This window comes from Virgibacillus ndiopensis (assembly GCF_900187325.1).
Lineage (GTDB): Bacteria > Bacillota > Bacilli > Bacillales > Amphibacillaceae > Virgibacillus_E > Virgibacillus_E ndiopensis.
The window spans coordinates 896,764-910,366 of sequence record NZ_FZMZ01000004.1 but is presented as its reverse complement, the minus strand read 5'-3'; the positions used below and the strand labels follow the sequence as shown (position 1 = coordinate 910,366).

The 13,603-nt window shown below is 36.0% G+C and carries 11 protein-coding genes; all 11 read left to right on the top strand.

Annotated features, from left to right (window positions below; genetic code table 11):
• Position 1: 1 nt before the first annotated feature.
• The 11 genes from CS937_RS06905 to CS937_RS06860 all read left to right on the top strand — a co-directional run bounded on the left by CS937_RS06905 (position 2) and on the right by CS937_RS06860 (position 13,569).
• Positions 2-1,144, top strand: coding sequence for a CamS family sex pheromone protein (locus tag CS937_RS06905; protein WP_099157693.1), 1,143 nt, complete (start codon positions 2-4; stop codon positions 1,142-1,144).
• A 131-nt stretch (positions 1,145-1,275) separates the two neighbouring features.
• On the top strand, positions 1,276-2,826 hold the full coding sequence (gene pruA / locus CS937_RS06900) for an L-glutamate gamma-semialdehyde dehydrogenase (RefSeq protein WP_099157692.1): 1,551 nt from the start codon (positions 1,276-1,278) through the stop codon (positions 2,824-2,826).
• 222 nt (positions 2,827-3,048) lie between these two features.
• Positions 3,049-4,314 (top strand): helix-turn-helix domain-containing protein, encoded by a 1,266-nt coding sequence (locus CS937_RS06895; protein WP_099157691.1) that lies wholly within the window; start codon positions 3,049-3,051, stop codon positions 4,312-4,314.
• 13 nt (positions 4,315-4,327) lie between these two features.
• Positions 4,328-4,468, top strand: coding sequence for a hypothetical protein (locus CS937_RS19410; protein ID WP_176555773.1), 141 nt, complete (start codon positions 4,328-4,330; stop codon positions 4,466-4,468).
• A gap of 418 nt (positions 4,469-4,886) precedes the next feature.
• A complete protein-coding gene (gene putP, locus CS937_RS06890) occupies positions 4,887-6,428 on the top strand; it encodes a sodium/proline symporter PutP (RefSeq protein ID WP_099157690.1) in 1,542 nt (513 codons plus the stop codon).
• 155 nt (positions 6,429-6,583) lie between these two features.
• Complete coding sequence (gene gatC / locus CS937_RS06885; RefSeq protein WP_099157689.1) at positions 6,584-6,874, top strand: Asp-tRNA(Asn)/Glu-tRNA(Gln) amidotransferase subunit GatC; 291 nt, start codon at positions 6,584-6,586, stop codon at positions 6,872-6,874.
• A gap of 11 nt (positions 6,875-6,885) precedes the next feature.
• Positions 6,886-8,358: an Asp-tRNA(Asn)/Glu-tRNA(Gln) amidotransferase subunit GatA gene (gene gatA / locus CS937_RS06880; RefSeq protein ID WP_099157688.1), complete on the top strand. Its 1,473-nt coding sequence runs from the start codon at positions 6,886-6,888 to the stop codon at positions 8,356-8,358.
• Complete coding sequence (gene gatB, locus CS937_RS06875) at positions 8,358-9,788, top strand: Asp-tRNA(Asn)/Glu-tRNA(Gln) amidotransferase subunit GatB (RefSeq protein WP_099157687.1); 1,431 nt, start codon at positions 8,358-8,360, stop codon at positions 9,786-9,788. Before gatA ends, gatB begins: the two co-directional genes overlap by 1 nt.
• 183 nt (positions 9,789-9,971) lie before the next feature.
• Entirely contained in the window at positions 9,972-10,886 is a 915-nt protein-coding gene (locus tag CS937_RS06870) for a diacylglycerol kinase (RefSeq protein ID WP_099157686.1), read from the top strand.
• A gap of 141 nt (positions 10,887-11,027) precedes the next feature.
• Positions 11,028-12,407, top strand: coding sequence for a 23S rRNA (uracil(1939)-C(5))-methyltransferase RlmD (rlmD, locus tag CS937_RS06865; protein ID WP_099157685.1), 1,380 nt, complete (start codon positions 11,028-11,030; stop codon positions 12,405-12,407).
• A 607-nt stretch (positions 12,408-13,014) separates the two neighbouring features.
• Positions 13,015-13,569 carry a TetR/AcrR family transcriptional regulator gene (locus CS937_RS06860; protein WP_099157684.1) on the top strand — a complete coding sequence of 185 codons (555 nt, stop codon included), beginning with the start codon at positions 13,015-13,017 and terminating at the stop codon, positions 13,567-13,569.
• The last annotated feature ends 34 nt before the right edge of the window (positions 13,570-13,603 follow it).

The following is a 13,603-nucleotide window of genomic DNA, read 5'->3' as shown; positions in this document are numbered from 1 at the left end:
CGTGAAAAAAATATGTGTAGGTTTAGTTTGCACACTCCTCTTGATTACGGGTTGTGCGCCAAACATGAACGAGGATGAAGTTGTTCAAAAAAAAGACGAAGAAGCTAATCAGGAGCCATCTATTGTACCTAGCTATCGATTGTCTGATGAAAACTACAAGATGATCTTACCATATCGCCCTAGTGCTGCTAGAGGAGTTATTGCGGGGCAGATGGGGAATCGAGTTGATATTGATGAGATGGAAGAAGGATTGCGCCGACATTCTAAAGCCATTTTTGACCCCGAAAAATATTATTTTGAGGAAGGGCAATATTTAACTGAGGATATGATATACAAGTGGATAGACGGATTAAACCCGAAGACACCAGAGATGGAAAAGATAGAAGATGAGGAAGAACTAGAAAAAAAAATAAATGATTTTCGTGAGAATCCTCGCTATTTATCTCATATCCTTGAACAGAACTTTCTAAAGAAAAAAGAGGATAAATCGGCTGAACTAGTAGGGGTATCTATTGGTATAGCGCTAAAGTCGGTATATCGTTTTCAAACCGAAGTTGGTGGACCGTACTATTATGAAGACATTAAAAAAGAAAAAATGCTAGAACAAGGGAAAAAGATGGCTCAAACAATTCTAAAACGTGTTCGGAAAATTAAAGGGCTAGAAAACGTTCCAATTATGATCGCACTGTATCGAGAAGAAGACCAAGGATCACCTGTACCAGGAAACTATGTCGCCAAAACGGCTGTCAAAGGCGGCGAAACCAAAATAGATGAGTGGAATGCAATTGAAGAGGAATATATTTTGTTTCCTTCAGATGAAGGAGAAAAAAAGTATTATGATGATTCCCAGCTAGTGGATAACTTTGGAAAAGAAATCCAGGAGTATTTTCCAAATTATGTTGGCGTTATTGGAGAAGGATTTTATATTAAGGAAGAATTGAAAAAACTAACCCTTACAGTACCAATAGAGTTCTATGGGAAAGGGGAAGTGATTGGCTTTACTCAATATGCCTATGGATTGGTAAAGGAAATGTTCCCCGATTATTATGACTTAGAAATTAAAATAAAATCTAATGACAAATTGGAGAGTCTAATTTATCGAAATGCTGGAGTAGACGATCCAACGGTGCATATTTTTCATTAATTAAATTTTAATTTATTGAATTGAAATTTTAATTCGGTTAAAATGGTGGATGGACATGCTCCATCCTAAACCACTTTGAAAACGGAATCATAATTGGAGTAATAATAGATAATTATAGGGAGGTTTTTTTCATGGCAGTTGTACCATATAAGCATGAGCCTTTTACAGATTTTACAGTAGAAGAAAACAGAAAATTATTACAAGAGGCAATCAAAAAGGTAGAAGCAGATCTTGGTGGAGAATATCCATTAATTATTGGTGGGGAACGAATCACCACTGAGGACAAGATTGTATCTGTTAACCCTGCTAATAAAAAAGAAGTTATTGGTTATGTTTCAAAAGCAAATAAAGACTTAGCTGAACAAGCTATGAAAGTTGCTGACGAAACATTTGAATCTTGGAGAAAATCTGATCCAAAATTCCGTGCAGATATTTTATTCCGTGCTGCAGCAATTGTACGCCGTCGTAAGTATGAGTTTACAGCGCACTTAGTTAAAGAAGGCGGAAAACCATGGAAAGAAGCTGACGCTGACACAGCTGAAGCAATTGACTTCATGGAATATTATGGACGCCAAATGCTTGAACTAAAAGATGGTGCGAAAGTAAATAGCCGACCTATCGAACATAATCAATTCAATTATATTCCATTAGGTGTTGGAGTTGTTATCTCTCCATGGAACTTCCTATTTGCAATTATGGCTGGGACTACAGTTGCAGCAATGGTATCAGGAAACACAGTACTTTTAAAACCTGCTAGTGCTACACCAGTAATTGCTTATAAGCTTATGGAAGTATTAGAAGAAGCAGGTATGCCTAAAGGTGTAATTAACTTCATTCCTGGTCCTGGTAGCGAGGTTGGCGATTATTTAGTTGATCATCCACGTACTCGTTTCGTAAGCTTCACTGGATCACGTGATGTAGGTACACGTATTTTCGAACGTGCAGCAGTAGTTCATAAAGGCCAAAAATGGTTAAAACGTACGATTATTGAAATGGGTGGTAAAGATACCATCGTTGTTGATAAAGAAGCAGATCTAGAACTTGCAGCTCAATCTATTGTTCAATCTGCGTTTGGTTTCTCCGGACAAAAATGTTCAGCATGTTCACGTGCAGTCATTCATGAAGATGTTTATGATGAAGTTAAGGATCGTGTAGCAGCATTGACTAAAGAATTGTCTGCTGGTGATCCAACTACCAATGAACATTTTATGGGGCCAGTAATCGATCAAGGTGCATATGACAAAATTATGAGCTATATCGAGATTGGCAAAAAAGAAGGACAACTTCTTGTAGGTGGAAAAGGCGATGACAGCAAAGGTTGGTTTGTAAACCCAACTGTATTTGCTGACTTAGATCCTGAAGCACGTATTATGCAAGAAGAAATCTTTGGACCTGTAGTTGGTTTAACAAAAGCAAAAGATTTCGATCATGCGATTGAAATTGCTAATAATACAGAATACGGTTTAACAGGTGCAGTAATCACAAACAACCGTTCACACTTAGAAAAAGCACGCGAAGACTTCCACGTTGGAAATCTATACTTCAACCGTGGTTGTACTGCAGCTATTGTTGGTTACCAACCATTTGGTGGATTCAACATGTCTGGTACTGACTCAAAGGCTGGTGGTCCAGATTACCTAATCCACCACATGCAAGGAAAGACAACATCAGAAATGCTATAAGAAAATAGACATATTATATCAAAAAATACCCTTTTCATGTGAAAAGGGTATTTTTTTGTCTGATTTTCCTCATTACAGGAAAGTAGGAAAGTTTTTAGTACGATAATCCACCTAAATAACCCTCAACTTTCCCAATATGAATTTTTGGAAATTCATGCTATTATATAAATATAGAATATTTGATATTCAATTTTAACAATAGCTTGTGAGGTGGGTATAAAGATGGAGATAGGACCTTATATCAAACTACACCGAATTAAACAGGAAATGACCCAAGCTGAGCTGGCTGAAGGAATTGTTTCTTTTGCCTATTTGTCAAAAATTGAAAATCAGAAGACAGAAGCAAGCCCAGACGTAATCAGCTTGTTATGTACTCGCCTTGGAATTCAGTTAGACAATGAAAAAGACATAACGATTAAAGAAAAATGCCAAGAATGGTTTGGACAATTATTTGAGGTTAATAGTAAAGAAGAAATTAAAAAAAATTACAAAGAACTTGAAGAATTATTGGAGAATAACCATTCAGAAAGCCTGGTTATGTTTGAGATACATAAGATTAGATACTTCTTGGTTTTAGGTGAAAAGGAAGAAGCTTTAAAACAAATTAATAATCTTGCGGAAATATCTAGTACCTTTGATAGTTTACATCAGTTTTACTGGTATAAATTTAAGGGCAACTATAGTTCTATTGATGGAGAATTTAACCAAGCAATGAAAATGTACAAGTTGGCTGAAGATAAGCTTAATCAGTTAGACTTGGCTGAAGAAGAAATCGCCGATTTGCACTATACGATTGCTGTGACACATAGTAAATTGAGAAATACCCTAGAAGCTATAGAATATGCCGATAAATCAATAGATATTTATCGGAAACAATACAATTTCATGCGATGTGCACAATGCCATATAATATTAGGCATTTCCTATAGAAGAATTAAGATGTATGAGAAGGCAATAAAAAATCATAACTTGGCTAAGCATCTTGGAAAATTAAATAAAAATAAACAAACCATTCAATTAGCTAACCAAAATCTTGGATATCTGCATTCTGCTAGAGGAGATGCAAAAGAGGCAATACATTATTATGTTGAAGTTGTTAATGATCCAGAAATTGATTTAAATGCGAAATTGACTGCTGTTACTTCTTTAATTAAAGAATATTACTCTATATACAATTTTAATAAAACCAAAGAAATGATTGAAAAAGGTTTTGAACTTTTGGATGACTATAATACTAGTGAGTCATATAAAATTCATTATTACGTTATTAATACGTATAATTATGCAATAAAGGAAGAAAAAGATAAATTTGAATCACTTGTTATTGATGAATTTATTCCATATTTAAAAAAGCATAAGGACTATGCAAATATAGTTGTTTATGCAAATATGCTTGGGAATCATTTTGAAAAAATTAGTAGGTATAAAGATTCAGTCAAGTACTATAAACTTGCTAATCTTACTTATGAAGAATTAATTAGTCTGTAAAGGAGGGGATATTATGAAGAAATTAGTAGCAACATTTGTTTTGGGAACTGTACTTGTTGCTGGCCTTCTATTTTCACAAGATCAACCAACAGATACAGCATCAGAATTAGAACCTAGCATTTTTTCAATCAGTAACACTAGCTCTTTCTTCTAAGCTAGAAGAATTCTAGTCAATCATTTTTTACCCTATTACTATATGATATTGCCTGAAATAGTGTGGAAACTATTTCAGGCCTTTTTTTGTAAAAATATGTATCCGTTTTCCTAAATTCAGCAAAAACTTTGAACAATTCTGATAAGACTTAAGCCCTAGTATATCAAGGGTTACAATATTAAACGATAAACGTTGTAAAATTTAAAATTAATTAAATGTTGTTGTAAAAGAACACATGATGTGTAAATATTATATAAGTACTATTTAGTATTTATAAATTATTCAGAGAGGAGTGTTAAACTTGGATAATGTTGAATATGCCGTTACGGGCGCTACTTGGTTTTGGCTATTTATACCTATGCCATTATTAATTTTATTATCAGCCGTTTCATTGTTTACAAAAAGGGGGAATTAACGAATGGATACTACAGTATTAATTACATTTTTAGTTTATTTAGTCGGGATGTTAGTAATAGGTCTTATAATGTATTTCAGAACTAAGAATTTGTCTGACTATGTATTAGGAGGGCGTGGACTGGGACCGGGAGTTGCTGCATTAAGTGCTGGTGCGTCCGATATGAGTGGTTGGTTATTACTAGGATTACCTGGTGCAATTTATACATCTGGTTTCGGTGGAGCTTTTGGAGGATGGATGGCGATTGGGCTAGCAGTTGGTGCATATCTAAACTGGCAGTTCGTTGCGAAAAGACTTCGCGTTTATACAGAGGTTTCAAATGATTCAATTACACTTCCAGACTTTTTGGAAAATCGTTTTAAAGATAAATCACATGTTCTTCGCGTTATTTCTGCATTAGTTATCTTGCTATTTTTCACATTTTATACTTCTTCAGGAATGGTTGCTGGAGCAACACTTTTTGAAGCTTCATTTGGATTATCCTATCAATCTGCACTTTGGATTGGCGCGCTTGTCGTTGTATCCTATACATTTCTTGGTGGATTTCTAGCAGTAGTTTGGACGGATTTTTTCCAAGGTATATTAATGTTAATAGCGTTAATCGTTGTACCTATTAGAGCATTAAATGAAATTGGAGGCTGGGATGCCGCCGTACAAGCAGTAGGTGAAATAAATCCTGCTCACCTTGATATGATGGCTGGTCTAGGAACATTTGCAGGAGTAATAGCTATTATTTCTGGAGCTGCCTGGGGTCTTGGCTATTTTGGACAGCCGCATATTATAGTTAGATTTATGGCTTTAAAATCTTACAAAGATGTTCCGAAAGCGAAGTTTATCGGAACAACATGGATGATTCTTGGTCTTTATGGAGCTATTTTTACAGGTTTCATTGGTATTGCATTCATAAGTACACAAGATGTTGGAATCTTAAGTGATTTTGGAATTGAAGTTGTGACAGAAAATGGAGTTCAAATGCTTGATAATTCAGAAGTAATATTCATTGCTTTTTCTCAACTTTTATTTGATCCAATTATTGCTGGTATTCTATTAGCGGCAATTCTCTCAGCTATTATGAGTACAATTGACTCGCAGTTACTTGTGTCCTCGTCAGCCGTGGCAGAAGATTTCTACAAAGCAATTCTTCGTAAAAAAGCTTCTGATAAAGAATTAGTTTGGATTGGTAGAATTGCAACAATTATAATCGCATTAATTGCTACATTAATCGCAACAAATCCAGAAAGCTCTGTATTAGATTTAGTAAGTTATGCATGGGCTGGTTTTGGTGCCGCATTTGGTCCAATTATCCTGTTATCCCTATTCTGGAAAGGAATTACACGTAATGGTGCACTTTTAGGGATAATCGTTGGTGCCGTGACTGTTATCGTTTGGGGAGATTTTCTCTCTGGTGGAATTTTTGACTTGTATGAAATTGTTCCAGGGTTTATATTAAACCTTATTGTTGCAGTTATCGTTAGTTTGATGGGAAGTCCATCATCAGAAATTGAAGCTGAATTTGATGAGACAGTAGCGAAATTAAAAGAATAGTAACTATAAAGATATCCACTCTTCACTTTGGCTATAATAGTCTCGTGAGGAGTGGATTTTTTGTGCTTAGAATATCCCATCAGTTGCTTATATAACACGAATTCTGCTATTATCAATAGTATTATGAGAGTTTTTATGTACATGGAGGTGTTAATATGGCAGATATTTCAAAAGATCAAGTGAAGCATGTTGCAAATTTGGCAAGGCTTGCGATTACAGACGAGGAAGCAGAAAAATTTACGGATCAATTAAGTTCGATTATTAAATATGCTGAACAACTGAATGAATTAGATACAGATGGTGTTGAGCCTACTACACACGTATTGGATTTGAAAAATGTTCTACGGAAGGACGAGCCAAAAGAGTGGATTACACAAGAAGACGCACTGAAAAATGCACCAGATAAAAAAGGTGATTATTTCCGTGTACCATCGATTTTGGAATAGGAGGTTAAGCGATGTCATTGTTTGATTACAGTATTAAAGAATTAGAACAGAAGCTACATAATAAAGAAATAACCGTTACTGATTTAGTCAACACGTCCTATCAACGAATTGAAGAAGTTGACGATCAAGTAAAAGCATTTTTAACGTTAGATGAAAAAAAGGCTAGAAGCGCAGCGAAAGAACTGGATGAGGCAACAGTAGAGGAACGTCAACATCCCCTTTTCGGTATCCCAAGCGGCATTAAAGATAATATCGTTACAAAAGCATTAAGGACAACGTGTGGTAGTCAATTTTTGAGGAATTTTGATGATCCATTATACAATGCAACAGTTGTTGAAAAGCTTAACGAAGCAAAAGCTGTGACAATTGGAAAATTGAACATGGATGAATTCGCAATGGGTTCTTCTAATGAGAATTCAAGCTTCACTCCAACACGGAATCCATGGAATACGGAATTCGTTCCAGGTGGTTCTAGTGGTGGTTCAGCAGCAGCTGTAGCAGCAGGAGAGGTATTGTTTTCCTTGGGGTCTGATACTGGTGGGTCAATCCGTCAACCTGCAGCATTTTGTGGTGTTGTGGGACTAAAACCTACATATGGAAGAGTTTCTCGTTTTGGTCTAGTAGCATTTGCATCATCATTGGATCAAATTGGACCAATAACCCGAAATGTTGAAGACAATGCGCGGATTCTTGAAATCATTTCTGGACATGACAAGATGGATTCTACAAGTGCAGATATAGATGTTCCGACATATACAGAAGCATTAACAGGTGATGTAAAAGGACTTAAGATAGCTGTACCTAAAGAATACCTTGCTGAAGGTGTCTCACCAGACGTAAAAAAATCTGTGTTGGAAGCACTTAAGGTTTATGAATCACTAGGTGCACAATGGGAAGAGGTTTCATTACCACATTCCAAATATGCGGTTGCTACGTATTACTTACTTGCCTCCTCAGAAGCTTCCGCTAACCTTGCTCGTTTTGATGGTGTTCGCTATGGTGTACGCTCGGAAAATGCCGAGAATATGCTAGACATGTTCAAGATGTCCCGTAGTGAAGGCTTTGGCGAAGAGGTTAAACGACGGATCATGCTTGGTACATACGCATTATCGTCTGGTTATTATGATGCTTTTTATAAAAAAGCACAAAAGGTTCGTACATTAATTAAAAATGATTTTGATAAAATATTTGAAGAATATGATGTTATCATTGGACCAACAACACCGACCCCTGCATTTAAAATTGGGGAAAAGGTGGAAGATCCGTTAACGATGTATGCAAACGACATATTAACGATTCCTGTCAACTTGGCGGGAGTTCCAGCGATCTCCGTACCTTGTGGATTATCAGATAAAGGGTTACCAATTGGTTTGCAAATTATTGGAAAATATTTTGATGAGAGCGCAGTATATCGAACTGCACATGCATTCGAACAAGCAACAGATCATCATATGAAACGACCTCAACTTGGAGGTGCTAACTAATGAATTTTGAAACAATCATTGGACTTGAAGTACACGTCGAATTAAAAACAGATTCAAAAATATTCAGCCCCAGCCCAAATGCATTTGGTGCTGATCCGAACTCTAACGTTAACCCAATTGATTTAGGATACCCAGGGGTTTTGCCAGTATTAAATGAAGAAGCGGTAAACTTTGCAATGAAGGCTGCAATGGCATTAAACTGTGAAATCGCCACAGATACAAAATTTGACCGTAAGAACTATTTTTACCCAGACAATCCGAAAGCATATCAAATTTCACAGTTTGATAAACCAATCGGTGAAAATGGCTGGATTGAAATTGAAGTGAATGGTAAGAAGAAACGAATTGGTATTACTCGCTTACATCTAGAGGAAGATGCAGGTAAACTAACGCATGGTGATGATGGTTACTCACTAGTTGATTTTAACCGTCAAGGAACGCCATTGATCGAGATTGTTTCTGAGCCTGATATGCGATCTCCTGAAGAAGCATATGCTTACCTAGAAAAATTAAAAAATATTATTCAATATACAGGTGTATCTGATTGTAAAATGGAAGAGGGATCACTTCGCTGTGATGCCAACATATCGCTCAGACCAAGAGGGCAAGAGGAATTTGGAACAAAGACAGAGTTAAAAAATCTTAACTCATTTGCTTATGTTCAAAAAGGATTAGAGTTTGAAGAAACCCGACAGGAAAAGGTTTTGTTAACGGGTGGTGAAATTCTTCAAGAGACACGCCGTTATGATGAAAAAACGAAGGAAACCATTTTAATGCGTGTCAAAGAAGGGTCAGATGATTATCGTTATTTCCCTGAACCGGATCTAGTGCCGTTATATATCGATGAGGCATGGAAAGAACGTATTCGCAGCCAAATTCCTGAGCTTCCAGATGCACGTAAAAAACGTTTTATCGAAGAGCTTGGTTTATCTGAATATGATGCTCAGAACTTAACGAATTCAAAAGAAATGGCAGACTTTTTTGAAGCAACAACCGACAATGGTGCAGAAACGAAACAAGCATCTAACTGGTTGATGGGTGAAGTATCTGGATACATGAACAAACATCAGAAGGAATTACATGAATTAGCACTTACACCTGAATCACTTGGTAAAATGATTAAGCTAATTGAAGATGGAACAATATCATCAAAAATAGCGAAAAAAGTTTTTGCTGAGTTAGTTGAAAAAGGCGGAGATCCTGAGAAAATTGTGAAAGAAAAGGGACTTGTTCAAATTTCTGATGAAGGACAACTTCGAGAAATTATCACAAAAATCTTGGATGAAAATGAACAATCCATTATCGATTACAAAAATGGTAAAGATCGAGCGCTTGGCTTTTTAGTAGGTCAAACAATGAAACAAACAAAAGGACAAGCAAATCCACCGATGGTTAATAAGATTCTGAAGGAAGAAATGGATAAGCGCTAACCCTGCGTTAAGAAGACTGCTGCTATATAAATTAGTAGTAGTCTTTTTTTGTTTGCTGGACAAAATATTGTCTAATAGTCTTTTCAAAAATGGTAAAAAGGTCTATGATAAGATTTGTATGTATAAATTAACTAACAAGTGATGGTAATATACCCTACTGACATTGCAATAGGAGGGAACGTAATGAAGAGAGCTCGAATCATTTATAATCCTACATCTGGACGTGAGGCTTTTAAAAAAGAACTACCAACTGTTCTAGAACGGTTTGAAATAGCTGGGTATGAAACATCAACACATGCGACAACCAGTGAAGGGGATGCAATAGTAGCGGCAAAAGTTGCTGTGGAAAGACGCTATGACCTAGTGGTTGCGGCAGGTGGAGATGGTACTATAAACGAAGTAATTAACGGAATAGCAGAACAGGAATACCGACCTAGACTCGGAATCATACCTGTAGGAACGACTAATGATTTTGCGCGCGCATTATTTATTCCTCGCAATATCAGTAAAGCAGTAGATATTATATTAAACGATCAATCGATGCAGTTAGACATTGGTAAGGTGAACGATCATTATTTTGTAAATATTGCTGGCGGTGGGAAACTTACCGAACTGACTTACGAAGTGCCAAGCAAGCTAAAAACGATGCTAGGTCAATTAGCCTATTATATGAAGGGTATTGAAATGCTTCCTTCGTTAAAACCAACGAGTGTCAAAATTGAATATGATGGTGAAGTACTGGAAGAGGATATAATGTTATTCTTAATATCAAATACAAATTCAATCGGTGGATTTGAAAAACTTGCACCAACTGCCAAGCTTGACGATGGCTATTTCGATGTCATTATTTTGAAGAAAACCAACCTACCAGAGTTTATTCGTATTGCAACGTTGGCTTTAAGAGGAGCGCATCTTGATCATAAAAATGTTATTTATACGAAAGCAAAATATATTAAAGTTGAAACCTCAGAAAAAATGCAATTGAATATAGACGGCGAATTCGGTGGGCTATTGCCTGGTGAATTTAAGAATTTGAAACAACATGTGGACATTTTTGTTCCAGACGAATTTGAAGAAAAGAATAATGAAGCTGAATAGTCATTTCCCCTGGCAAGATTAGTTACTATTGTTGGGGGGATTTTTTATGGGGATTGTGTTCAATCGTATTTTCTGTAAGTTTTCAGGTAAGATATGATAAGATGATAACCACAATATATATGAACGTAAAGGAAGAGAAAAATGGCAAAGCAAACAGTACCTGTGAAAAAGAATGAAACGATTACCCTTACCTTTGAAGACCTTACCCATGAAGGAAATGGTGTTGGTAAGATAAATGGTTATCCCCTATTTGTACCAAATGCATTGCCTGGGGAAGAAGCAACGGTGAAAGTGGTAAAAGTGAATAAGAATTTTGGATTTGGAAAACTGATTGAATTACGTAACGTGAGTACAGAACGAGTTGACCCTACATGCCATGTGAATTGTAATGGGTGCGGGCTCCAGCACATGAGCTATAAACTACAGCTAGAAATGAAACAAAATCAAGTGAAAAATGCTATGAAAAAAATTGCGCATCTTGAACATATACCAGTTCATCCGATAATTGGTATGGAAGATCCGTTGCATTATCGAAATAAAGTCCAAATTCCTGTCGGCGAAAAAAACGGAGAACTCATAACTGGGTTCTATCAAAAGCGTAGCCATCGTATCATCGAAAATACAGAAACCTGTACGACCCATAATAAAACAATTAATGAGGTTGTTAAGGCAATTAGAGCTATTGCTAATAAACTTGGGATTAAGGCTTATAATGAAGAGAAACACAGCGGTGTCCTAAGACATATTATGGTTCGGACAGGAAATGCCACAAACGAAATAATGGTTGTGCTCGTAACACGTACAGAAAAGCTTCCAAATAAAGAAATAGTGATAAAAGAGCTTATAGAAACATTTCCAACTATAAAGTCAATCGTACAAAATATTAACGATAAACGAACAAATGTCATATTAGGTAAAAAGACGAAGGTGTTATGGGGCGAAGAATATATTTATGATAGAATCGGTGACTTATCCTTTGCTATTTCAGCGAAGTCGTTTTATCAAGTAAATCCTGAACAAACAAAAGTATTATATGATAAGGCATTGGAGTACGCTCAAATCGGTAGTTCAGATGTCGTGATTGATGCATATTGCGGAATTGGAACTATTTCATTATTCTTAGCACAACAGGCTAAGAGGGTTTATGGTGTAGAAATTGTTCCAGAAGCAATCAGTGATGCTAAGAAAAATGCAAAATTGAACGGAATTACAAATGCGGAGTTTTTTGTAGGTGGGGCTGAGAAAGTTATGCCATGGTGGAAAGCACAAGGCTTGAATCCAGACGTTATTGTGGTCGATCCACCAAGAAAAGGCTGCGATGAAGAATTACTGAAGGCTATGATTGATATGGGACCGAAGCGGATTGTATATGTTTCGTGTAATCCAAGTACATTAGCAAGGGATTTGCGGATTTTGGAAGATGAAGGATATGAGACGAAGGAAGTACAGCCTGTTGATATGTTTCCACAGACGGGGCATGTGGAGAATGTTTGTTGGTTGGAGAAGAAAGTGTCTAATTAAAATATAAACTACCGAAACAAAATAAACATTTCCGATTAAGACCCCGATTTCGTGAAAATAAACATTTCCGATTTCAGGGTCTTTTTCATGCTCGTCCCTTGTCTTTTCTCGGTTTTCACATGTTTCCATTACGCAACATTATCGGAAAACTTTATTTTAAAACAGAAAAAAAGGTGAAAAAACAGGTGGAAAAACGGCAAAACTTTATCTTAGAATTAGGAAAATTGGGGTTCAGTAGGAAATCTTTATTTTAACTCGAACGGTGGAATGGGGGATTGAGGTGGGTGATATGAGGGATGTTTAGTTTAACGTAACAAAAAGTTGTCTAATTAAAAAATAAATCTGCTAGTTAAAAAATACATTTGCTAGTCCGACCCTGATTTCGTTAAAAAATACTTTTGCGATTTCGGGGTCTTTTCATGCCCAAACCCTTGTCAGTCATATCTCCTCTTTATTTACTCTTCATTCCATTATGGCAAAACTTTATTTTGATTGAAGCGGAGGAATACGGCCTGAAGTGATGTGTTTTAATTACTATAGTTTCTTGCAAAAAAAGACATAACATGTTAATTTTATAATGATCGTTCAATATAAGAGGGGTTGTCATATGAAAAAGTCACATAAAAAAGAATCCATTTTGAATACGGCAGAAAAACTATTCTATCAGCACGGTTTTCATGCAATTGGTGTGAAATCTATATTGAAACAAGCCGGAGTGGCACCGATGACTATGTACTATCATTTCAACTCAAAAGAAGAACTAATCAAAGAAATATTAGTGCGAAGAGAAGATCAATATCTTCAATTGATAGAAGATAACGTTAAAAGGGAAGACGGAATTAGTATATATATAAAGTCTCTAATAAAGATACACTTGGATTGGATAGAAACGGATAGTTTTAATGGATGCTTATTCCTAAGAGCAAAGCAGGAGTACGAAGGTGTAAATGAGGAAATATCATCGCTAAGTAGGGAACATAAAAAAACACTGCTAAACTTAATTGAAAATGATTTAAAACTAATTCATGTTCCGAGATCACTTGGTGTCCAATTACTTATTATACTAGAGGGGTTAACTTCAATAGCCCAAATCCAGACAATAGATGAAGTAAAGGAAGCCGCAAATGGTTTAATAAAAGGTATATATGATACTGGAAAATGAAATAGTGAGAGGGAAACTAATGTCGAACATTGTT